Consider the following 23,964-nt stretch of genomic DNA (forward strand, 5'->3'; position numbering starts at 1 on the left):
TTATACTACGAAACCAATACGTGTGGCGGCGATTTTAACTTGCACCGTCGCATCGTTAAGGTCTGCTTTTTAGTAGGGTGTTCGGTATAATTTTTTAGGACGAATAAAAGGGTAAATTATGAAACGCTTGATGACTTTTGGTATGTTGATGGGCGCGGTAACACCTGCGCTAGCAAGTGATCTGGTGATTTATTCGGCGCGTGCTGATAATTTGTTGAAGCCGATTGTGGCAAAATACCAGCAGCAAACTGGCGTAAAAATCAAGCTGGTCAACGATAAAGCAGGCGTACTGATCGAAAAAATTAAAGCAGAAGGTGCTAATACCCCAGCTGACTTACTTATCACAGTTGATGGCGGTAACTTATGGCAAGCGGCGCAAGAAAACATCTTAAGACCTGTCAATTCAAAAGTACTTGAAACCAATATCCCGCCGCAATTCCAAGACCCACAAAATCGTTGGTTTGGTATGTCAGTGCGCGCCCGTACCATTTTTTACAACCCAACCAAAATCAATCCAAGCCAGCTATCAACTTACGCAGATTTATCTACCCCCAAGTGGAAAGGCAAGCTGTGTTTAAGAACGTCGGACAATGTCTATAACCAATCTTTGGTTGCCACCATGATTCAGCACAACGGCTTACCACAAATGGAGCGTATTTTAAAAGGTTGGGTCAGTAATCTAGCCACCGCACCATTTGCCAATGACACAGCGCTGCTTGAAGCAATTGACGCAGGTCGCTGTGATGTCGGTATCGCTAATACTTACTACTATGGTCGGCTGCTTGATACCAAGCCAAACATTAAGGTCAAACCCTATTTTGCTAACCAAAAATGGCAAGGCACCCATGTCAATGTATCGGGTATTGGCATAGTTAAACACAGCAAAAACGCCGCACAAGCACAAAAATTTATGGAATGGCTCAGTGGCGCAGAGGCACAGAATTTATTTGCTGACTTGAACAGTGAATACCCAGCCAACCCACGCATCGCACCAGATCCAAAAGTCGCCAGATGGGGCAGCTTTAAGCAGGACATTATCAATGTATCCGTGGCTGGTAAAAACCAACGCCATGCGATTATGCTAATGAAAAAAGCGGGTTATAAATAAACACGGTATTCACAGGCGGGTTGTCAATTTGGGCTTGTTGCCACTGGGCAAAGCCCTCGGTGATATTGCCAAATCGCTGTTGCGCAAAGGATTGAATAATATTGTGCGTTGCCGTCAATCCTTCGGCGAATAATTTGTTTTTCTTAGTCATTTTTACATTTTAATTCATCATAGATATTCTGTAGGTGAATTATTATGTAAAAACCTTTATATTCTGTAAAATAATATTAACAATATTATATTTTCTAAAACGGAATGGCATTGTAGATTTGCCAGTAATCGCGCTATAACTATGCTAACCAGAAATAAGCTGACCATTCCTATCTAAAATTCGCTACAATATTGCCTTTGATAGTTAATACACTAAAAATCGGGCAATACCATGACAACCACTCTTTCTCAACTGCCACCCACTGCTGTTTGGCAATGGTTTGATCAAATTTGTGCTATTCCACATCCTACTTTTCATGAACACGCTTTGGGTGACTTTATTGTTCAAGCAGTCCAAACCCGCGGACAACCATACGGGTTAACGGTCAAAAAAGATGAAAAAGGCAATATTTTTATCTATAAACCAGCAAGCGTACAGCTTGATAGCAATATGGCAAACCGTCCTGCGGTGGCTATCCAAGCGCATTTTGACATGGTGGCACAAAAAGGGGAAACCACCAACCATGATTTTATCACTGATCCTATCAAACCTGTCATTAAAGATGATTGGGTCTGGGCAAGCGATACGACGCTTGGGGCAGATAATGGTATTGGGCTTGCTATGGCATTGGCGGTGGCGTTTAGTGATGATATTGTCCATCCACCGCTTGAGTTGATTTTGACTTGTGAAGAAGAAATCGGCATGGGCGGCGTCCAAGCCATTCACCCTGAGTGGCTGACCGCACCTGCGATGATTAACCTTGACTCAGAAGATGAAGGTGAACTGTTTATTGGCTGTGCTGGCGGGCGTGATGCAACATTTCAGTTAACTTCCTCGCTCATTACCGTAACCGAGGATGTCACGCCGATGGTGATTAAGGTGAGCGGTTTACAAGGTGGGCACTCTGGCATTGATATTCATAAAGGCTTAGCCAATGCTAACTTATTACTGGCGCGCGTGCTGGCAAGCCTGTTTGGCTCATCGCCTTTTTATCTACAACACTGGACAGGTGGGGTACTGCGAAATGTGATTACGCGCGAAGCCTCTGCGGCGGTGTTGGGTGATTTTGAGCGTATTAGCCAGTTGCTTCCCACTATCTTGCAAACGCTACAAGCTGAATATAAAATCACGGAACCCAACCTCACCGTCACTGTTGAAAAATTAGTAGCCACGGACGCGCTGTCACCGGCATCTAGCAACCTTTCCGCCCTTAGTATAGCCGACAGTCAGCGTGTGCTTAACTTGCTGCGTAGCCTACCCAATGGCGTGATACGCATGAGCGATAGTTTTGCCGGCGTGGTAGATACATCAATTAGCACGGGCGTGGTTAAGCTTGGCCAAACTCACGACAATAATCAAACCGCCACCCTTGAGATACGTTGTCTGATGCGATCTTTGGGTGAAACCCCAAAAGATGACATCACCCAGCGGCTACAAGCTTTAGCAGATTTGGCAGGGGCAGCGCTAGAGTTAAGCGATGATTATCCAGGCTGGCAACCTGACCCAGATTCTAAGCTATTGGCAGTGGCAAAATCTGTGATGGCGAGCCATTTTGCAGGCGAGCCAAAACTGCAGGTGATTCATGCCGGTCTTGAATGCGGCATATTTAAAGGTAAAGCGCCAAACATGGACATGATTTCTTTTGGTCCAAATATCCGTGCGGCGCACTCACCCAAAGAACGCGTAGAAATCGCCAGCGTGGCAAAAACTTGGCAGGTGTTATTAGACTTATTAAAAGTTTTGTAATTGCTAATGATTGCTCATGCTGCTATCACAGTTGTGAAAAAATGTCGTTGCTAAGGTTTTAAATCTAGGATTTTAAATCTAGGGTTTTGAGCCTATTTTCTCAAACCGCGATACATAAAAAACCCTTGAAAAAACTGATTTTCAAGGGTTTACTGATTTTCAAGGATGTATAGAGATATTGGGTTTTAATGCTTGTTATGCCGATGTTTTGGCACTGCTCAACACGCGTCTGGCTAGTATCACGATAGCCAATACAAATGCCAATAACCCTAGCCATTGGGCAATGTTGTCCCAATTAGCAAGTTTAAGCGCCAGCGGTGCATCTGAGCCGCCCGTCGTGACTGATGCGGCAATAATAAACGCCATAATAACGCCAATCAAGCTTTCACCGACAATTAACCCTGCAGCAAATAACGTACCTTTGCGCTCTGCAAGCTTTAAGTTACGCTCACGTTGCGCCGCCGCACTGTTTTTGGTAATACGGTTTTTAATCCACCATGCCAATACTGAGCCTATAAAAATCGGCATATTAATGGTAGGTGGCAAATAAATGCCCATACCCACTGCCAATACTGGCAAGCTGTATTTACCCGCTGAAGTCTTGCGTAATAAAGTATCAGCGACAATCAGTACAGCACCAATCAGCACACCGATAAGGATAAAGTCCCAGTTTAAATTATGCGCAAAAATCCCTTTGGCAATCGTAGTCATCAAGGTTGCTTGCGGTGCGCCCAAGGCTTGCGAGGCATCCATATCAGGGCGAGGCAATGCCCCAGTAAAACCATAAGCTTTGTACAGTAGTTCTAAAATAGGGGAGATTACCAAGGCACCTACCACGACACCAATCATTAAGGCAATTTGCTGACGCCAAGGTGTGGCTTTTACCAAGTAACCCGTTTTTAAGTCTTGCAAATTGTCATTTGAAATTGTCGCCACACATAATACCGCTGAACCACAGAATAGCGCCAACGCGGTGACAAATTTACCATCACCCGTGGTTAACAATTGTGGATAGGCATTGCCAACAAGCAATAAAATGAGCGAAATCACCACAATCGAGATAATACCAATACCTGAAATTGGGCTAGACGACGATCCAACCAAACCCGCCATATAACCACACGCTGCCGCTACCAAGAAACCAATGATAAAGGTGACCGCAGTACAAACCAACACCAGCAACCATGCCAAACCCGCTGGCAAGCTTGCATCTGCCACAAACTGATAGAAACTAACCGCCAATAACAACGTCATTACCACCGTCCAGCCGATCATAACCTTGGGCGATAAATCCTGCTCCATACGACTGAGGTTTGATGAATTGCCACCTTTGAGCGCCTGCATGGAAATTTTTAATCCCTCAATCATTGGCTTCATAAGCGTGAGTAGCGTCCAAATCGCGGCAACACCAATGGTACCTGCACCAATAAAACGGACATTTTCCTTCCAGATTTTCATGGCAAATGCCGACATTTCCATGTCACTGGGCTGAGGCGTCATGCTCGTCAATATCGGCACCGCTGCACCCCAAGCAATAACGATACCCAGCAAAATAGCAATACCGCCTGCTACTCCAACTAGATAGCCTGCGCCAAGTAGCGCCAAGGAAAACCCCATGGGTAATTGGGTAATCGCCGAGCCTGCTTTAAACCAGTAGCCTGCCGAATCTGCCAATACCCTAAGTCCACCGGTCAAAAACGCTACAATGCCTGATAACGCGCCACCAATCACAATATCCTTGGCGCCTGTTGAGGCATCTGACTGAGCGGGGGTATCATCTGATGTGTCCTGTTCGCCTGCCCGCAAAATTTCAGCAGCGGCAACGCCTTCAGGGTAGGGCAAATCACTGTTAACGACCATCGCATAGCGAAGCGGAATAGTAAAAATCACCCCTAAGATACCGCCAGCGATACATAAAATAGTGGTTTGCCAAAACGGAAACCCTGTCCAATAACCAAGCATTAATAACGCTGGCAACACAAAGATAATGGACGATAAAGTACCTGCCGCCGAAGCTTGGGTTTGTACAATATTATTTTCAAGAATATTGCTATCTTTGGCAAATTTTAAAACCGCCATTGATATCACCGCCGCCGGAATGGACGAGGCAAACGTTAACCCGACCTTAAGTCCAAGATATACATTGGACGCGGTAAAGATGACAGTGATTAATGCCCCAAGAATAATGCCCCTTAGCGTCAATTCTTTGTGATTGGCATACATATCACCGATAGGCTGAACTTGCATGGGCAAATCTCCATGTAAAAGCAAAAGTTGATGGTGAGTAAAAAAAATATTATGGATTATACTGCGTTTTATGGCTAAAACAATAACTTTTATCGAGCACCCTCACCCTCGAAACATCGTAACACTACGGTTCTGAATAGGACGATCATTTAATAGCTAAGAGAATGAAGCCGCCTATGTCAGTAAAAAAGATAGCACTGACAAAGTAAAAATCGTCTGCAGCTTTAAAATTCATTTGAATTGTGATAAAGACAGCTTTGTTAAACGGTTAAAATCACGGTGGTTAATTTAACAACAGTCTGCAGATTTTATCCCTGATTTAGCCAGCATTTAAGCGGTAAAGGAAAAAAATTATGATTGCGTTACTCACTCGTTCAGTTGCCCAAGATTTTTTAGTGGACGAAATGCTAAAAATGCTATTCATCCAACCCAGTTTTATTTTATGATACGGCTTCTCATCCAGTTGATAATAAGTTAAATGGCATGATGCGTTGCCAATGGAAGTTCAATGATTTTAAACCCCAGTAATACCCCGTTTTCAATTTGGTTGGCAGAAGGGCAGTCAAGCCAGCGTGAGATGCTACTTGCCATGCAAGCCATGAAATGCCGATATAACTTACCGATGACCATCGTGGCATCCCATCGACAACCACGACCAGAAATCTTAAACTGTGCCGATATAGCGTGCCAAGAGCCATCCGAGCCAAGTGAGCGGGTTGAATTTGTACTTGAACAGGCCAAAAAGCATAATAGCAAAGTGATATTGACAGGGCGCAATAGCCAAGATTACGAAGCCAGACGTCAAGACTTCAAAGCAGCCGGTATTCGGTTGTTGACAGGCGCAACTGACACAGCCACGCTTGAATTAATGGATGATAAAGCCGCTTTTACAGCTTTTTGCCAGCAACATGACATCCCTGTGGCCAGTGGCTGGCAGTTCGATAATACAGATGAGTTAATGGCACTGCTCGCGTTGCATGGTGGGCAGCCGTTATGTGTAAAACCCGTTAAAGGCATATTTGCGCAAGGGTTTTGGCGACTCGATACGGCAGCGGTCGATGAATGGGATAGTTTTGAGCATTTATACTTTACTGATGCTAAAAAAATTCATCTTGCACAATTTTTACACGCCTATAACCATAGCCAAATGGTAACTGACAAACCCATTGCCATGCTGCTGATGCCCTATCTAGCAGGCAAAGAATATTCGATTGATGTGGTATGTGAGACGGGGGAAGTGTTAGCCGCAGTGACGCGCTATAAAGACGGCAGTGAACAGCATGTGGGCTATGACGAGGCAGTGATGGCACTTGTCAAGCGCCTAGTGGCAGCCCTAAAAGCCGATGGTATTGTGAGCATCCAAACCAAGGCTGATGAAAATGGGATGCACAAGGTACTGGAAATCAATAGCCGTGCGTCAGGTGGGATTGGTTACACCGATCACGCCTTTGACAACGGCACGATGAATTTAACCCAATTAGCTTTTGCCTATTGGTCAGGCTGTATTGCCAAACCGCATCTGCCAGCGGTACGTGATACCATCACCCCTTGCATCGTGCGTCCGCTCATGACCAGCGTCAAAATCGGCTAACGGATAAAAATAACAGGACAACAGACGCCATGACCGAGCAAAAAATCATTTCGTTATCGCGTGGCGAGCTTACTTTACGCTATCAAACCACTGCGGATTATCAGCTTGATGATTTGTTGGGGTTTGCTGAGCGTATCAATCCCAAGCGCGCGTTTTTGTTTGTATCCAAAGTATTGGGGCGACATATTCCGGTATCCCCCGATAAGATGCGACAAGCCTTCACCCAGTTGGCGACTCTCATACCCGATGATTTGCCTGAGCCGATTGTGGTGATTGGTATGGCGGAGACTGCAGTCGGACTGTCGGCAGGGGTGCATCAAGTGCTGCAGGCGCGTTATCCACAAGCTATTTTGCTCAACTCGACGCGGCATGCACAGGCAGCAGAGCTGCTTGCCACGTTTAGCGAAGATCATAGTCATGCCAGTGTGCATTTGATTTACCAAAGTGATGACAGCGCGCTACAATCGAACGTTGAAAACGCCAAAACCTTGATTATGGTCGATGACGAAGCTTCCACAGGTAATACCTGCCAAAATGTGGTTAACGCCCTGCGTCAAGCAGGAATGAGTAAGCTTGAGCAAGTGCATTTGGCGACGCTAGTTGATTGGTCACTGGGCAAAACAGATAGTAATATCTTTAATGACATCGCCTTTTTTCGCCATCATCTGCTCGCAGGAGATTGGACGTGGACAGATAGGATAAATGCGCCCGCGGTTACCATGCCAAATGTGTCAACCACAGAGGCAGGCAGTCAGCCACTGCTGCCTACCGGCAATTGGGGTAGGCAACCGACACGCGATAGTACATCGGGATTGGATTTTTTGCTGCAAGGTTTGCAGCATATGCTGAGACAAAGACAATTGACCTTAGCGTCATTTGCTCATCAAAAAATCTTGGTGCTAGGCAGTAATGAGTTTGTTTGGTTGCCGTTGCTGCTTGCCGAAAGTCTGGCGCAGCATCAAGCGGATGTCAAGTTTTCCGCCTTGACGCGGTCACCCATCGCCATCCATGCTGATAGCGCCGTAACTAGCGTTATCAAGTTCTTTGATCATTATGGCTTGGGCATGACCAATTTTGTTTATAACGTGACGCCTGATGCGTGGGATTGGGTGCTGTTGTGCGTGGAAACCCCCCAAGATAGCGTGGATGAGTTTTGGCAGCGCTTTGATAATGTCATGGTAATTTCACCAAGACCCAAAATCTGACATTCTAAACCCGACAACCGGAGTCCGATACCTGAAGTCCGAAAGCTAATTAAGCACAAGAACGATAAAAGTTAAGTTTGATAAAAGTGAGTGTGAATGACCGATTTTTTTAAACCCGAAGCCCGTTTTTTTGAATCAAAAGTCGCGCTAGTCAAGCCTTATGCTTTGATGGATTTGGATGATACCTTGTTTCAAACCCAACGAAAAATTGCAGCTTGGCAATTGCCAATGGATGGGTTAGTGGCGGCGACCGTCGATAAGCAGAATGCACCATTGAGCTTTTTGACCCCAAAGCAGCGCCATTTTTTTAATTGGTTATACCAATCAACTGAGCTCATCCCCGTCACCGCAAGAGATACCACTGAGATTATGCGCGTCAAACTGCCGTTTGATAGTTGGCAAGTTTTGACCCATGGTGCGGTGATTGTAGCGCCATCGGGGCAGCTTTGTGCGCGTTGGCAGCGGCTAATGGCAGGGCAATTGGTGGCGCTACAACCCAAACTTATCCAGCTTATGGCGCGATTGGCAGGGTTTGAAGCACTGCGCATTACCCCACATTATGAACACTTTATAGTAGACAATAACGCGACGGATTTGATGGTATATGTCGCCATCAAACATCGGCATAAAGACCACGATGCTTTGCTGCAGTTTGCGACACAGCTGCCGAGTGTGCTAAATGAGGCGGCTGATTTGGGCGATGAGTTTTATATCCATGTCAATGCCAATAACTTGGCAATCTTGCCGCACGTTGTCAACAAGCATCACGCGATGCGTTTTTTGCTAGATTATCATTTGGATAAAAACCGCCCTTGTTTTGGTTTTGGTGATAGCTTGGCGGATTTGCCGTTTTTACAATTATTGGACTGGTATGGCACGCCCAATCGCGGGCAACTGCATGATGCTATCAATCAAGGGTGTTTATAATCATGACAATTCAGGCGAATTTTTCGGGTAGTTATTTACCCACTGAGGTTACCTTGCTGCTCGATATCGTCAGTGCTGATAGCGTCAATGATATCAGCCCAACGCAAAAAGAAGCGTTAATTCAATCAGGTCAGAGCCATTATTCAGATATGCTGACGCTTGAAAAACCGCCCAGTGCCATGCATGAAGCCTTGTACAATCAAGCATTGGCGGCAGGCAAACAGCGCATGGCAAATGATGTCACAAGCCTTGCCTTTAGCTTACATCAGCTATTTCATGCTCGCGTGAGTGCCTCGCAGCCGCTGATATTGGTCAGTCTCGTGCGGGCAGGATTGCCGATTGGGGTCTTGCTACAAAAAGCGTTTAGTGATGCATCTGCCAGCTATGCGTTAGCCAGTCAGCATTACGGGGTGAGTATCATCCGTGACCGCGGGCTTGACCCTGTTGCCTTGCAATATATTTTGCAGCAGCATCCCCATAGCCCGATTGTGTTTGTCGATGGTTGGACGGGTAAAGGGGCTATCTATGGTGAGTTGCAACGAAGTTTAGCCCAAATCACTGATAAGCGGCAACAAGCGCAACTGTTTCACCAAGGTGAGGGGGTGATTCCACTGGTGACGTTGGCAGATCCTGCCGGGGTGGCTTGGCTATCGGCGAGTAATGATGATTGGCTGATGCCGGCAAGTTTGCTCAATAGCACTGTCTCTGGGCTGATATCGCGTACCCTGTATCGTGAGCCCAGTGATGGACTGCACCAAGCAGTGTATTATGACAAGTTACAGCCTTGGGATCGCAGTGGCGAGTTTATCCAAACCATTGATGCGCTGCGTAAGCAAACGCCCTTACCAACACCACTAACGGGCAAGTTGTTGCCGACTTTTGCCACCCAGTCTGTGATAGATGACTTGGCGGCGCGCTTTGCCATCAGCAATCGCAACCGTATCAAACCCACCATTGCCGAGGCGACCCGCGCGATATTACGGCGCGACCCTGAGTGTGTATTGGTGAATGAGATGGCAGACGGACAAGATACAGCATTACTGCGTCATCTTTGTGAGGAAAAAAATATTCAATTAATTGAAGATGCCAGCATTGCACCTTACCAAGCTGTCACCATTATTAAGAACAGAAGCCAAAATTAAGAACAGAAGCCAATGATAACCGCGTCTTTGCGCTCATCGACCCTGTTAACCGCCCATTTATCCTAATCGCTCTTTTACGCACATTGTACTTTTATGACACTATTACACCCTGTAAATCATTTTTTACCTGCGTCTGTTGCCTCAACTATCAATCCCTACCAGTTGGGCGCAACCTTATATATGCCAGCCACGCGCCAAGATATTTGGCAAATTATTAGCCAGCAAAAATTGGCTGAGATTGACAGTATCGTGATTTGTTTGGAAGATGCGGTAAGTGAAAGTGAAATTCCTGCCGCGCTCGCAAACTTAAAGCAGCTGCTTGCGACATGGGCTCAGCACGCCGAGAGGCATGGTTTTGGCGATGAATCGCGTCAAATTTCACCGCGAGCCTCACGCCCGATGGTGTTTATCCGACCGCGCAACGCCTTGATGCTCACTGAGCTTGCCAGTTGGCAGACGATTGCTTTGGTGAATGGCTTTGTGTTACCAAAAATCGATATGCAAAGCCTTGCCGATTGGCGATTGGCTTGTCAGGCATTGCCATCGACACAGCTATTGATGCCGACCCTTGAGACTCGGCTCATCTTTAACCCGATACACAACCAAGAACTGGCGCTAGCTTTTAGCGAAGGGTTTAGCCAGTCGATTTTGGCACTGCGTATTGGCGGCAATGATTTATTTGCCTCGCTGCGCTTGCGTCGTCCGTCTGATGTGACGATCTATCAAACCCCAGTCGGCATACTTATCTATCAGTTAATTGCGTGTTTTGTGCCGCAGGGTTTTTATTTGACCGCGCCAGTGTTTGAGTATTTGGATAAACCTGCCTTGTTTGCTGAAGAATTGCGTCAAGATGTCGCCTTGGGACTGGTGGGAAAGACCATCATTCACCCTGAGCAAATTGCCGCAGTCAAACAAGCTTTTTATGTCAACGATATAGAGCGCAGTCAAGCCACCGCGATTCTTGCCGCCGATGCCAAGGCGGTGTTCAAGCAAGACAACAGTATGCTTGAGCCAGCCACGCATCGCGCGTGGGCGACCAGTGTGATGCTGCGTGCCAATGTCTAAAAGCTAAGGTTTAACAGCCAAGGTCTAAAAGCCACTGTCTAACAGTTTGTCACATCAAAGTCAGATAACAAATCACTGACCGATAATTGAACAAAATTGCGGTATGATGACGGGTTAGCAGATAACAATAATTTATGATAACAATTTAACTGATAACCAGCATCATGGAAACCTATGCAAGCAAATACTCTCCCCAGTCAGTCAGTGACGGTTATTTTTCAAGGTAGTATCAACGTTCATCAGCTAGGGCAGGGCGGCGATGACGGCAGTGATTTTTTGGCTAACGTCGCTAAAACCCGAGCAGCCTTGCCCCATGCGACCATTGTATTATCGACTTGGGATACGCTTGCGTTGCCGCCCGAGTTTGACACCGCCGACAAATTGGGTATCGATCAGCTGATTTTAAACCCAGATCCTGGGGGTCTGCCCAATATCAAATTTGGCTACGACGCCCCTAACAACGTCAATCGACAAATCATCTCCACGCAAGCGGGTTTAAGCCAAGTCAGCACCGAATATGCGCTCAAACTGCGCACCGATAGCTACTTGCTCAATGACAATCTACTACAATTTTATCGCTATTATACCCAGCAAGTAACGTTACATTCCCAGCGCCATTTATCCTCAAAAAGTAAAGGAACCGACTATTCGCCGATTGTAGTGCCGTCGTTTTTTACCATTGACCCCAGCATGTTTGAGCATATGGCGTTTCATATCAGCGATTGGGCGCAGTTTGGCAAGACCGATCGACTGCAGGCGTTTTGGTCGGCGCCCCTGATGAGTCGTGACAATGCCACTTATTTTGAGTCGCATGCACAAGATGTCGATGCCAAATTTGCGGACAATACCTTTCGCACGCGCTTGGCTGTCGAGCAGCATATTGCCAGTCATTATGCCAATCAAATCGGGTACGCCGCCACGCCAAGCTATTACAATGAACTCAACGAGCAGATTCTAGACGCGCACAAGGCATTTTTGGCGAGTGACGTGATTGTACTTGATATGACAGACTACGGACTACGGTTACCCAAATACGCGTGGACATTGACCGATGCTTTTATGGCGATGAACTGCATCAGCCATGATGACTGGTATCAGCTGTTTTATCAATATTGGTATCCCAACCAAGTTGACGAAACCCGCTTGGCTCATGCGGATGAACGAGCGGTGATGAAAAGTATTGCCGCGGCAGAGTTTTATCAAAATAGCCCAGTCGATCAACAGCAGATTTTCTCGCGTCTTTATCCCTAAATCCGCTAAATAAAAAAGCTTACCCAACAGATGGTAAGCTTTTTTTCAACAGTTAAACAATTAAACGACAATTTTTAAACATCAACCTTTAAACATCAATCTTTAAACCGTGGGCTTTAAGCGCTTGGTATTCATCCGGCGTACCACAAAAATCAATGTCGTCCTCCGTGATTTTGACATAGCCAACCCGGCCGCCTTGCGCGATTAATAAATTATACATAGGGGCGATATAATATTCGTTGTTAACCGTCAACTGTTGGGCAACCGCTTGTTGAAACAACGATAGATACTGCTGCTTGGATTTAAAATAATATAAGCCATCACTGCAAAGATTGGAGATACGCTGTTTTTCGGTAGTTTTAATCACCCTATCATCGTCATCGATGGCGATAAATGACCAATGATCACCTTCGCCTTCAAATACTTCTAAATAGCCATCAACGGACTCTACCCAGTCAGGTTTTTGAAAACCATAGCGAAAGGTATCGATGTTAAAAATATAAATCGGCTCATCGTCATCAATGCTAGGATTACCGAGTCCCTGTTCAAGTCCCAGTCCAAGCGCTACTGTTTCAGCTTGTCCCGCTGTCTCGCCATCAAGGGTATGAATCATAAAATTGCGCACACCCAAGCGCGTTAATCGCTCAGCAACAAATCGCGGGGTATCATACACATCGCGCACGATAAGCAAAAATAAATCGGTACTAAAATAGCGCTCAAACGACTTGATTGCCAAATCAAATACAATGGTATCGGCAATCGACAATTGATACTTAGGCACCTCAAAGCCCGCCTTAAAAAAACGACTGCTTAGCCCTGCCATTGGAATTACGAACATGTCACCGCCTCCATCACATACATTTTGTATAAACGATACGCATTGAGCAGCATGGCGCGCTGGCGATCGGGTCTATCTGCGTGTAAGGGTAGCATGGATAAAAACAATAACACCACGGCTGGCATGATAGATTCTGTGGTCATGTCATTGACCCAGGTGCCGGCAAAAAATTCTTGCTGGATTTGCTCCAAACGCTTATCAATATCAAATCGTATATTGCTACCACTAGCGCTATCGATAATTTCATAACGCCCTGCAATGATAAAATCATACATACCAATCACAGAATGGGTGAGCTTGGCTAAATCATAGCTTGCGTTACCAAAAATACTAAAATTGCCGTTAGAATCCGTACCACGTGGGTCAAAAACTTTTACCCGGCGACCGCGCATGTCATACATGATGTTGCTAAAACATAAATCGCCATGCATGACACTCACGGTGTTTGGCAGTGCCAAGGCTTTTTCGATACAGTCCTGCGCAATCTCTAGCGTACTGCCAAGCATCGTTTCATCATATATCACAGGTTGGTTCAAATCGACATCAGCATCGTCGGCATACGCGTACAAGCGCTTTAAGGTTTTTTTATGGTACAAATCTTCGGCATACGATTTGGCAAACCCAGTTTCGATATGGCGATGGACGTCGGACTGATTGGCCATACTAAAAAATTCTTTTAATAGCTGAAAAATATGTTGCCAAAACTCAGTGGTATTTAACCCATGCACATACAACTCATTGAGCGGTAATAATGGCAAGAACTCTAAGCTATAACTAAATTGCCCGTCCACTTGCTGATAATCAATCAACTGCGGGGTAAAACGTCTGAGTGGTGCAGGGATATGGGTGTACCAATAAATTTCCGCTTCAATTTTGTTATTGTCATCACTGCTTTTGGTGACAATGCCTTCACGAATCTGCAGTGAATTAAAGGCGCGTTCGGTGGTCATATTGGCACGGGCATGAATATAATGCACAAAATTACTGCAGTCATAATACGACTCAATGTTGACCGATTTCATTGGCATCGTCTGTTGGTACAAATAAATCGCCCGCACAAAATTTTTCTTACTAATCGCCAGCGCTTTAATCAACTCCAATCGTGAGGAAAAGGCAAAATAGCCAATCCAATCGGTGGGGTTTTCTTTCATTTTTTTGGTTTGTTGCCAATCGTATTGGCGCGTTTTATCCGACACGCCAATACAATCTGAGCAATCAACTAAGTGTGGTAAAAATACATCCCCTTGGATGATACGAATATGCTGGTATGATTTATCAATGGCTAGATTAAGCACATATAAAATCGTCTCAGACAATGCCAAATTTTCAGCGATTGTCACCACTTCAATGGGTAGAGACTTAATCACTGCTTTTTCATTGAGGGTCAAGGTATAAGCTTCGGGTAGTGACAAGAGAATTTTTTCATGGGGGAATTGTTGGCGTACCACATCGACTTGGAGTTGTAACAGTTTTTTATTGCCAATGGGCAGCATACAAGGCGGAATGCGCCCAATTTCTGCCTCAAATTCGGCATTGACATAGGAAGAGGCGTTAATGAGTATCATAGCGTTAAATTACCTTAAATGTCGTTATTGTTTTTATTTTTTATTAAGGTGTTAAATCAAGTAACTGGCAAATCTCTGCATAGCTTAGCTTGACCAATTCGTCGGGTCGAATAGCTTTATCATCCACATAAAACCCTTCAAAGCCGCACCAAGGTTTACCCACGTATAATTCATCATACGGGATATCATGTCGTCTCAGCCAATCGATGATAATTGGCAACGTGTTTTTATTAATAGCGCCAATATTGCCTTGATAGGTGCGCATATTGCGACTGGTATTGATGACAATAGTAAACCCTTGTCGATGGTATTCTTTAAGTTTTTCGACAACTTCGGTGATAGGTTGGGCATTGGCATAGTCGCCGTTTTGTGTGGTGCATAGGGTGTCATCTAGGTCAAAGATTAGCCGCTTCATTGTTATTATGTTCCTAAGATTGCAGTGATAGACTTAAACTAAAAATTTTTGTATTTTTAATAAAATCAAGTATTTGATTGTTATTTTAACTTCAATACCTTAAAACGAATCCCTACCAAATAATATTACTTATTCATTACTTATTGTAATTTTAGGTAAGAATACAAGAAAAAATCGATTATAGTGTTTAATTACAATGCTTAATATTGGCTAGACCGCTTTTAACCAATTAATCAATCGATGTTGACAATTTCTGAGGGTAAGTCATAGCTCTAAAAATGCGGGAAAAAGCGGGTGAGAGCCTGACAAATCTAAATAAAATAGGCTGTGATTTGATGAAAGATTGGCTTTTATTAACAATGAGTTAACAGGCTAAAAGATTAAAAGGCGAAAAAACAGTAAGCAAAAACCCACAGCAAGGCGCGAAAAATTTATTTGATAGCGACGTAACTATGGACTTTGTACATACGACCCAGCGCGTTTTTCCAGCCACGGGCATAGGGCATAAAGGCTTGGCAATGATCTAAATGATAGCCATAGCCTGCATTGCCATACGCCATCAAAAAACTGCCATCCAAAAAGCCTGATTGTCCTATGACAAAGCCGTTACCTTGATTAAATCGCGCTTCAGCACCGTTACCGAGCAAGGTGGCATTGATTACGGTATAGCCGTGACCCTGATTGTGGTTGGCATTGGCGTGGGTGATATCGATACTGGCGTGATGACGGGCAAAATAGCCACCGATCACGTTTTCATTGCCAAGACTGCGATTGGCCAAAATACGCCCGCCATTGTCAGCAAAATAGCCATAGCCATAATTGCGAAAGGCATTGGTACGTCGGTTGATGCTATTGCAGCTTAGCATGCCATTGTGCAGCGCCAAAAAGCCATGTTTGTTTTCGCTGGCACTGGTATCATGGCACCACATAGAGCCATTGGTGAGCGCATAAAACCCTGCGATATGGTTGTGCGCAGACACGCTGTTATCGGCATTGATAAAGCCGCTAGATTCCGCGCAAAATCCAAAACCCAACTCTTCATCCAAATGCGCACAGTGATACGCCTCGCATTGCTGGGCATCTATCGAGCCCCCATACGCGAAAAATCCAACATCGCCCGCAAACTGCACAATCACCCCAGGCTCACAGCGGATGCTTGAGCCAAAGCGGGCAGCAACCCCATAATAAAACTTATTGATACGGACCTTTGACCCCACGAGCACTTGGCTATTGTAATTACACATGATACCGGCACCATAGCCTTCATCTTGCCACTGTCCATAGCCCAAAAACGCCTTAGTCCCATTGATAGTCATGCCATCGATTTTAAAAATACCATTGCCCCGCTGCATCAAAAAGCCACAGCGGTTATGGGCATCATCAAAATGTAATTGCACCTTATCAGGATTGTCCAAATTGCCAATAATCTCTACCCGATCACTAAAAAAATCAATTTCAACTTGGCTTAAATAATACTCGCCATCGGCAATTTTGATTTGGATAAAGCCTTTATCACCCAAGTTATTTAATTGGCTTTTACAATAAGCCAAAGCCGCGTGAATAGTCGGTAATGTTTGCGGCACGTCAATACGTTGCCAACGGTTGGATACTTTTTTAATCATAATAACAGCAAGCTAACAAGTGATATGGCACTCAAGGTGAGTAGATCGACCATACATCGCCAAAAAACCTAGCGATAGTCAAAGCCATTGCAATTATCTAGGAAATAGCCGCTGTAATATGTTGGGTTTTCTTAGTGAATATGAAGTTTTTTATGACGTTTTAGGTTTTGCCAATTTTTCACTCAACGAATTCGCGACCCAGGCAGGACCAATCAACAAAAATTGTAAGTCTTCAAAAAATGACGGTTTTTTGCCTTCAATTTTGTGACCGACAAATTGCCCAATCCACGCTATCACAAATACGCCAAACCAAAACTTAAACCCAACTGGCAAGATAGCAATCGCTGCCAAGCAAAACAGCACAAACATGCCCATGGCAATAAATAATTGCGTAGACAAGCGTAGATAAAACAGCATTACCAAAGCAATCAATACCAACGTAAACGCCGCCTGCCATGACATTCCCATGCCTAAGATACTGGCAAAAATCGTGGGTACGCACAGCCAATGAATTTTTTTATTGATAGGATGTTGGTGGCTCACAGCGTAGTCAGCCAGCCAGCTTTGTAGGGATTTTTTTGAATGAAGCAGGGTCACGGTTGCCATAATCTTCTTCCTTAAAGATAATAAACACAATAAAAAAAATTGCTGATAAAAAATGGGTGTGAATCCCATCAGTTACCCCTGAATCGTATCACACCCTAGTCGTTTGTCAAATCAGCGAATTTACACTGATAGGTTTTGATATCAATAACTTTTGATATTAATGGCTACTAGGCCATGCCTTTGGCTTTTTGCTCACTGCGATACCACTCATACAGCCCCACAAACGCATTGATTTGGTACACCATGGTTTGAATGGCAAAAATATAATTTTGCGACATCAAGTTGACAATCAGCCAGACAAAATTCACCGCAATCCATAACCACCAGTTGAATGAATAGCGTAAAATCATCGTGGCTTGCGCTGTGATGGATAGCACAAATGCCAACACATTAATCCAAAAAAAATCAATCACGCCCAAAAATTTACTGCCATCATTGGCGACTACGCCATAACCCATCGACGTTAGCCAATTATTGACAGTTGGAAATAATGCCAAGCCAATCGCGATAAAGGCAATGGTTACCAACCACACAATTTTATTGGCTGATTTGGGAATCATATTGCCATCGCCATCGGTATTTTTTGACCAATAAAAAATGCCATATAAATGGGTAAAAAAGTTAAACAGCGGCGCGAGCATCAAACCCACCGCACCTGCGGTTCCCTGTACAATGGTTTCGCCCGCCGTTGCCAACATACCAAAGCCATTACCTGCTATATTGCGGCGAAAACTCAGCGACACCACACACAATAGCCCGATAAAAGACACCCCCAAATAAAACCAGTCTAACGCTCGATGTTCTGTGGTCAACCAAAAACCGGTACCCAGTGCAATTATCCCAAAAAAGAACCATGCCACCGTCCATTCTTGTGCCCATTCACCGGTAATTTTATCCAAAATTGCAATTCGCATTTCGCCTCCAACAGTCATTACAACCATAACAACATTTTTAACTAAGTTTTAAAAAATAAAACTAAAAATTTTTAGCATATTTACCAAGTATGCTTACCAAGCATGACTAGAAAATTATTTTATGCCTCGATATCTTGATAGTGGTGAAAAACATGTGCATCAATGAGCGCAATCGCATCCAAGAATCGTTGATGATAGTCTGGACTATCAATAAACAGCGGCGCAATATGATGGCGGGCAAAGATTTGTTTTAAACGATTTTCAAAACGCTCACGCTGGGACTCGCTGCCTAGGGATCGCATCCCATCTGCGACCCAAGGGGTGTTATTGGCAAGCATCAGGGTATAATCTAAGCGAAACTCATCGATACAGGCGGTCAAAAACGGGTGGGTACGCCCTTCATATTCTTCACAGAATGCTTGCGTGGTCACAAAATCTGTATCCACCAAAGTGATTGGGGCAGGGGCAAAGCGTTTAGCGGCGCGTATCGCTTGTTCATGGTCAGTTGCCATGAGCGGATAGTCATCGTATTGCATACCAAGCTCAGTACCCCCCAAATCGGTTTGTACAAACAGCCGTCCCATTTCTAAGCCATAGCTTGCACCATAATAGTTGGCTAATTTATGCAGTAGTGTGGTTTTACCTGAGCTTTCACCACCCACCAATGCCACAGTTTTGGTGTAGTCACCTCGCGCTTGCGGGTGAATGGCTGACCAATACAGCGCGGGGTTATTGTGAATCTTGCGGCTATCAAAACCGCGCTGGCGTGGCGTGGTCACCACGGGTAAATGTAAACCATAATCGACAAACGGATGGGTTTCATCCATAAACACAACCGGGGTTACTACCTCTGCCTTATCGCTAGATGCGCTCAACTTGGGATAACGTTGTTGCAAATCCGCTAATACCGCATTGACCTCATCAACGCTCAAATCTTGATAATTGTCTTCATACGAGGGGGTTACCAAATCAGGTAAAATCTCTATATGCACAAATGGCAAATCAGCAAATGCCATGGTCATCCAGCGCGCTTTGTCTTTCAAATCAATGGAAAAATTTGGATTTGGCGCAGGGTGAGCGGTAATAAAAATATATAACTCTTTGACTTGCCCAGACGCATGCAAAATCGTTCTTACATGCCCCAAATGCAGCGGCTCAAAATGTCCAATAATGATACCCACATCTTGCATCATGCTTTCCTCAACACTTTATCATGGTTTTTTAACTATTCTTTATCGACTTGATTTTTTGATTACTTGGATACATATCCCTAATAAGGATATAAAGTAACGCTATGATAATCGATTAGCCCCGATGAAGTTACAATCGTTTGTAACGCTAGTATCACAATTTGTAAGAATCGGTGCACACGCTACCACACACGCTATATAGCCGCAAAACTGTGCTCGTAATAATCGTTCATGATAATAATGCTGTAGAAAAAGTTACCAAAAGAAACATCATTCTACGTTTTGTCACCCAACTACACCCTGCATTTGCTTATAATAAATCATAACCAAAATGTAGCATCTTCAACCAATAATTTTAGCTGATGGCATTAAGTTTTAAAGGCATTAAATTTTAAAGATGTTAGGTTTTAACTAAGTCGTAAGTGGTTTTCTTTATTTTTAACAGGTAAAAAATTGAATGGCAAATAAACTGGTAAAACTTCATCGCTCTCAGAATCATCGTATGATTGCAGGTGTGATGGGGGGTATTGCAGAGTATTTAGGCTGGAATGTAACATTGGTGCGTTTGTTGTTTGTGATTATCTCAACCGCGAGTGTGGCAGTGCCAGGTATTTTGATATACATCGTGTTATGGATTGTCATGCCAAATGCTACCCAAAGCTCCTATCGTGCGGTTTGATGGGTGTATAGGCGTATTTGTAGCCCAGCTAAACAATTAAAAAAAGAAATATTATGAATAATAACAACTAGCTATAACAATAACTATAAACTTCTCCACTTTTCCTCCTGCCCAGATAATACATTATCTGGGTATTTTTTTAACCTAAAAAAAGCCTTAAGGAAATGCTTAAGGCTTTTGTTCATATTAAAAATCTTGAAAAAATTGACTAAGGCACAAAACGTACAGGCTCGGCAATCACTTGCTGGGCGCGTTCTGCGACTTTATCAAAACGGTGGATACTGTTACCTTGGTTGTCTACAGCGACCGTCACCGGCATATCTTCTACTTCAAACTCATAAATCGCTTCCATACCTAGCTCTGGGAAGGCAAGCACTTTAGCGCCTTTGATAGCTTTTGATACCAGATAAGCGGCACCGCCCACGGCAATGAGGTAAATTGCGCCATGTTTGGCAATGACTTCACAGGTCGCAGGGCTACGCTCGGATTTACCAATCATCCCAATCAAGCCTTGATCCAAGATTGTGTCGGTGAATTTATCCATACGCGTTGAGGTGGTGGGACCCGCCGGACCGACCACTTCATCGCCCACGGCATCGACAGGACCGACATAATAAATAAAGCGATTTTGTAAATCAACGGGCAGCGCTTCGCCTTTGGCAAGCATATCGACCATGCGTTTATGGGCGGCATCACGACCCGTTAAGATTTTACCACTAAGTAGTAAGGTATCACCGATGTTAAACTGACCTAAGGTTTCTTTGGTTAAGTCGTTAACATTGACTTTAATCACATCATCGGAGCCAAATGACACTTCTGGCCAATCTGATAGTGAAGGTACCGGCAAGGCCGCTTCACCTTGACCGTCTAGGGTAAAGTGAATATGACGAGTCGCCGCACAGTTTGGAATCATGGCAACCGCTTTACTTGCGGCATGGGTAGGAAAATCTAGTACTTTCACATCGAGTACCGTAGTCAAGCCGCCAAGACCTTGAGCGCCAACGCCAAGCTCGTTCACTTTGTCGTACATATTAAGACGTAAGCGCTCAACGCTATCAAGCTCGGCACCGCTTTGGGCTTTGGCTTGTAAATCATGGATATCAATGTGTTTCATGAGTGAGCGTTTGGCAAGCATCATGGCTTTTTCTGGCGTGCCGCCGACACCGATACCTAAAATACCAGGTGGGCACCAACCTGCCCCCATTTGGGGAACGGTTTTTAACACCCATTCTTCAATCGAGTCTGAGGGGTTTAGCATCGCAAATTTTGCTTTGTTTTCTGAACCGCCACCTTTTGCGGCACAAATCACATCAACTTTGTCACCCGGTACCACGCTCATGTGCACCACCGCTGGTGTGTTGTCTTTGGTGTTTTGACGTTTGCCAATTGGGTCTACTAGGATAGATGCCCTTAGTGGGTTGTCGGGATTGTTGTAAGCACGGCGTACCCCTTCATTAACCATGTCTTCAACGCTCATCGCTGAGCCTTGCAAGTCCCATTGCACGTTCATACCGATATCAAGGAACACCACCGCACTACCGGTATCTTGGCAAATCGGACGATGACCCATCGCTGACATACGACTATTGGTGAGGATTTGCCCCATGGCGTTTTTGGCAGATTGGTTGGTTTCTTTTTGCCATGCTCCATATACAGCATCAACGAAGTCTTTTGGGTGATAATAACTGATGTATTGAAAGGCGTTGGCGATAGAATTGATAAAGTCGTCTTTCTTGATGACGGTCATTGGCTAGTCCTTTTCACTGGCTAAATAGTGGCGCTATTATAGCATTGTCATTTGCTAGATTGGCAAACAAGATTGGCAAAAGGGCGCAGGAATAAGCGTTTTAAACGGTTAACTCCTAAAATTTTTATCCCATTAAAAAATTATTAACCGTTAATGGATAATACTTGGCAATGCATGGTTGAGTAATTGCATAAAACTGATATGTAGCCAGCCATACATCGCCATAAATCCTACTATCAACACTACATAACTTGCGGTGATGATTTTACCCTTTAACACAACTAAAGAAGGCGGGATGAATGGGGCAGTGCTACCAGAGATTGGTCCATCGCCAAGATGATTGGGTGTGCTACTAGCTTGATGGGCGAATAGCTGTTGCTGGCGGATAACGCGATACTGCATGACATATGCCATACCCAGCAAGCCACCGATAATTGCACCGCCCACATGACTGGCATTATCGATACCGCCCACCAAAAAACCATAGCCTAAATTAATCACCATAACTATCAATAAAGAGCGAAAATTTAACGCAAAATTATTGAACGATGTTTTGGTTAGCGCTGTCACCAATAGCGCCATCCCAATGCCCATGATACCGCCTGACGCACCGGCACTAATGATCGGCGGCTCACCTGCCATCACGCTATGCAAGCCCAAAAAGTTATTGAGCAAATTGCCGCCAACACCTGACAATAAAAACAACGCTAAAAAATTGACAGTGCCAAACATCCGCTCAGCCACTTGTCCAAAATAATATAAAGCAAACATATTAAACAGCAAATGCATAAAACCAATATGCAAAAACAAGCTGGTCACCAATCGCCACGGCGCTTCACCCAGTGAAAAGGGTAAAAAATTGGCACCCCAAGCAATCAACGATTGGTTGGTCGGATTTGTCGGATTGACGCCAAAAAATAGCTGTAAGGCAAACACCCCAACACAAATTACCACCAACGCCAACGTGATAGGGTAGTATTGTAAAGCTTGTTGGATTGGGGATTCAAATGCCATAGCGCGCCTTATGTAAACCAATTTAAGTGTAAGACAATTTAAGCCAAAAGTTCAAAAGAAAAAAGCCTGTATAAAATCATTATCATCAATTCACAAACCGCAATTATAGTATGAAATGGTAACAATGTTTTGCAAACTCATCTGCTCAATGCAGAAAATGATAAGCTAAGCAGGCGGCATTTCCCCCAAATTTTTAGCATCGTAGATAAAAATTATAGATATAACTCATAGATACAAAAGGCTTTATGATAAAACGCCAATCCAAACCGATTGTCATCCTCATTCATGGTTTACACATGCATGCCTGGGCGATGCGACCGCTTGCCAAAAAACTCACCAAACTTGGCTACGAGTGTCACAGGTTCGGGTATTTTAGCGTCGCGCATAATCTTGCCAACCATAGCCGCCGTTTGCACCGCTGGCTGACCAAACATGAAAAAGCGGATGTGCCAATTTATTTGGTCGGTCATAGTCTGGGTGGGCTGGTTATTCGAGACTTTTTGCAGCGCTATCCACAGTGGCAGATTACGCGCTGTGTGACACTTGGGACGCCCCATAATGGCAGCATCAGTGCCAATAATATCGTCAAAATCCTGCCCAAATTCGTCGGTCGCTCGTATCTGCAGGGGCTAGATGGCAATGCGCCTGCACTCAAAGATGAAGTACAGCTAGGTAGTATTGCGGGGGTGCGTTCGGTGGGGCTTGGCAAAGTGGTATTGCCTCGTAACCGTCAACTTGCCAAGCTTGAGCCGCATCTCCAGCCCAATGACGGCACGGTATTTGTGCATGAAACCCAGCTTGCCGCTGCCAAAGACCATATCACCGTCAATGCGTCCCATACGGGACTCCTGATAAATGATGAAGTAGCGATACAAATCCATCACTTTTTGCAACAAGGGCATTTTTTGCATACAAAAAATTGTTGAGACAAACTAGGGTTA

At 44.6% G+C, this 23,964-nt stretch carries 21 protein-coding genes and 1 pseudogene; 11 read left to right on the forward strand and 11 right to left on the reverse strand.

What is annotated here, in order from left to right; translation table 11 throughout:
- Positions 1-118 precede the first annotated feature (118 nt).
- Positions 119-1,108 carry an extracellular solute-binding protein gene (locus ACH0AB_RS04600; RefSeq protein ID WP_406877355.1) on the forward strand — a complete coding sequence of 330 codons (990 nt, stop codon included), beginning with the start codon at positions 119-121 and terminating at the stop codon, positions 1,106-1,108.
- On the opposite strand, the gene ACH0AB_RS04605 is transcribed toward ACH0AB_RS04600, so the two are convergent.
- Positions 1,077-1,259: a hypothetical protein gene (locus tag ACH0AB_RS04605; RefSeq protein ID WP_007116939.1), complete on the reverse strand. Its 183-nt coding sequence runs from the start codon at positions 1,257-1,259 to the stop codon at positions 1,077-1,079. The genes ACH0AB_RS04600 and ACH0AB_RS04605 overlap by 32 nt on opposite strands.
- A gap of 231 nt (positions 1,260-1,490) precedes the next feature.
- Between ACH0AB_RS04605 and ACH0AB_RS04610 the strand changes: the two genes are divergently transcribed.
- Complete coding sequence (locus tag ACH0AB_RS04610; protein WP_406877356.1) at positions 1,491-3,005, forward strand: aminoacyl-histidine dipeptidase; 1,515 nt, start codon at positions 1,491-1,493, stop codon at positions 3,003-3,005.
- Positions 3,006-3,200: 195 nt separating this feature from the next.
- On the opposite strand, the gene ACH0AB_RS04615 is transcribed toward ACH0AB_RS04610, so the two are convergent.
- A complete protein-coding gene (locus ACH0AB_RS04615; RefSeq protein ID WP_406877357.1) occupies positions 3,201-5,252 on the reverse strand; it encodes an OPT family oligopeptide transporter in 2,052 nt (683 codons plus the stop codon).
- A 160-nt stretch (positions 5,253-5,412) separates the two neighbouring features.
- On the opposite strand from ACH0AB_RS04615, the pseudogene ACH0AB_RS04620 reads away from it, so the two are divergent.
- The 7 genes and pseudogenes from ACH0AB_RS04620 to ACH0AB_RS04650 form a co-directional block, all read left to right on the forward strand.
- Positions 5,413-5,529 (forward strand): annotated as a pseudogene (locus tag ACH0AB_RS04620) (IS5/IS1182 family transposase); the annotation flags it as partial.
- 231 nt (positions 5,530-5,760) lie between these two features.
- Positions 5,761-6,843: an ATP-grasp domain-containing protein gene (locus ACH0AB_RS04625; RefSeq protein WP_406877358.1), complete on the forward strand. Its 1,083-nt coding sequence runs from the start codon at positions 5,761-5,763 to the stop codon at positions 6,841-6,843.
- 29 nt (positions 6,844-6,872) lie between these two features.
- On the forward strand, positions 6,873-8,048 hold the full coding sequence (locus tag ACH0AB_RS04630) for a phosphoribosyltransferase domain-containing protein (protein ID WP_406877359.1): 1,176 nt from the start codon (positions 6,873-6,875) through the stop codon (positions 8,046-8,048).
- A 96-nt stretch (positions 8,049-8,144) separates the two neighbouring features.
- Complete coding sequence (locus tag ACH0AB_RS04635; RefSeq protein ID WP_406877360.1) at positions 8,145-8,975, forward strand: HAD family hydrolase; 831 nt, start codon at positions 8,145-8,147, stop codon at positions 8,973-8,975.
- A gap of 2 nt (positions 8,976-8,977) precedes the next feature.
- On the forward strand, positions 8,978-10,117 hold the full coding sequence (locus tag ACH0AB_RS04640; protein ID WP_007116945.1) for a cysteine protease StiP domain-containing protein: 1,140 nt from the start codon (positions 8,978-8,980) through the stop codon (positions 10,115-10,117).
- A 93-nt stretch (positions 10,118-10,210) separates the two neighbouring features.
- The gene (locus ACH0AB_RS04645) at positions 10,211-11,182 is read left to right on the forward strand and encodes an HpcH/HpaI aldolase/citrate lyase family protein (protein WP_353478667.1); all 972 of its coding nucleotides are present in this window, start codon (positions 10,211-10,213) and stop codon (positions 11,180-11,182) included.
- Positions 11,183-11,356: 174 nt separating this feature from the next.
- Positions 11,357-12,433, forward strand: a complete 1,077-nt coding sequence (locus tag ACH0AB_RS04650; RefSeq protein ID WP_007116947.1) for a WavE lipopolysaccharide synthesis family protein — start codon at positions 11,357-11,359, stop codon at positions 12,431-12,433.
- An 88-nt stretch (positions 12,434-12,521) separates the two neighbouring features.
- Here ACH0AB_RS04650 and ACH0AB_RS04655 read toward each other — a convergent pair whose 3' ends face one another.
- The 7 genes from ACH0AB_RS04655 to nadR form a co-directional block, all read right to left on the reverse strand.
- A complete protein-coding gene (locus tag ACH0AB_RS04655) occupies positions 12,522-13,271 on the reverse strand; it encodes a glycosyltransferase family 2 protein (RefSeq protein ID WP_406877362.1) in 750 nt (249 codons plus the stop codon).
- Positions 13,262-14,836, reverse strand: coding sequence for an aminoglycoside phosphotransferase family protein (locus ACH0AB_RS04660; protein ID WP_406877363.1), 1,575 nt, complete (start codon positions 14,834-14,836; stop codon positions 13,262-13,264). The genes ACH0AB_RS04655 and ACH0AB_RS04660 overlap by 10 nt, the downstream gene beginning before the upstream one ends.
- Positions 14,837-14,879: 43 nt before the next feature.
- On the reverse strand, positions 14,880-15,251 hold the full coding sequence (locus ACH0AB_RS04665) for an HAD-IIIC family phosphatase (protein ID WP_406877364.1): 372 nt from the start codon (positions 15,249-15,251) through the stop codon (positions 14,880-14,882).
- A gap of 431 nt (positions 15,252-15,682) precedes the next feature.
- Positions 15,683-16,873, reverse strand: a complete 1,191-nt coding sequence (locus ACH0AB_RS04670; protein WP_406877366.1) for a hypothetical protein — start codon at positions 16,871-16,873, stop codon at positions 15,683-15,685.
- 150 nt (positions 16,874-17,023) lie between these two features.
- Positions 17,024-17,479 carry an Mpo1 family 2-hydroxy fatty acid dioxygenase gene (locus tag ACH0AB_RS04675; protein WP_159769214.1) on the reverse strand — a complete coding sequence of 152 codons (456 nt, stop codon included), beginning with the start codon at positions 17,477-17,479 and terminating at the stop codon, positions 17,024-17,026.
- Positions 17,480-17,646: 167 nt separating this feature from the next.
- Positions 17,647-18,393 (reverse strand): nicotinamide riboside transporter PnuC, encoded by a 747-nt coding sequence (pnuC, locus tag ACH0AB_RS04680; protein WP_406877367.1) that lies wholly within the window; start codon positions 18,391-18,393, stop codon positions 17,647-17,649.
- Between the two features lie 119 nt (positions 18,394-18,512).
- Positions 18,513-19,586, reverse strand: coding sequence for a multifunctional transcriptional regulator/nicotinamide-nucleotide adenylyltransferase/ribosylnicotinamide kinase NadR (nadR, locus tag ACH0AB_RS04685; RefSeq protein ID WP_320407556.1), 1,074 nt, complete (start codon positions 19,584-19,586; stop codon positions 18,513-18,515).
- 454 nt (positions 19,587-20,040) lie between these two features.
- On the opposite strand from nadR, the gene ACH0AB_RS04690 reads away from it, so the two are divergent.
- A complete protein-coding gene (locus ACH0AB_RS04690; RefSeq protein ID WP_101964643.1) occupies positions 20,041-20,262 on the forward strand; it encodes a PspC domain-containing protein in 222 nt (73 codons plus the stop codon).
- Positions 20,263-20,470: 208 nt separating this feature from the next.
- Here the strand turns inward: ACH0AB_RS04690 and ACH0AB_RS04695 are convergent, their stop codons facing one another.
- Complete coding sequence (locus tag ACH0AB_RS04695) at positions 20,471-22,009, reverse strand: fumarate hydratase (RefSeq protein ID WP_406877368.1); 1,539 nt, start codon at positions 22,007-22,009, stop codon at positions 20,471-20,473.
- A 150-nt stretch (positions 22,010-22,159) separates the two neighbouring features.
- The gene (locus ACH0AB_RS04700) at positions 22,160-23,023 is read right to left on the reverse strand and encodes a rhomboid family intramembrane serine protease (protein WP_406877370.1); all 864 of its coding nucleotides are present in this window, start codon (positions 23,021-23,023) and stop codon (positions 22,160-22,162) included.
- Between the two features lie 245 nt (positions 23,024-23,268).
- Between ACH0AB_RS04700 and ACH0AB_RS04705 the strand changes: the two genes are divergently transcribed.
- Positions 23,269-23,949, forward strand: coding sequence for an alpha/beta fold hydrolase (locus tag ACH0AB_RS04705; RefSeq protein WP_406877371.1), 681 nt, complete (start codon positions 23,269-23,271; stop codon positions 23,947-23,949).
- The last annotated feature ends 15 nt before the right edge of the window (positions 23,950-23,964 follow it).

This window comes from Moraxella sp. 179-F 1C4 NHS, assembly GCF_045370505.1.
Classification (GTDB): Bacteria; Pseudomonadota; Gammaproteobacteria; order Pseudomonadales; family Moraxellaceae; genus Faucicola; species Faucicola tetraodonis.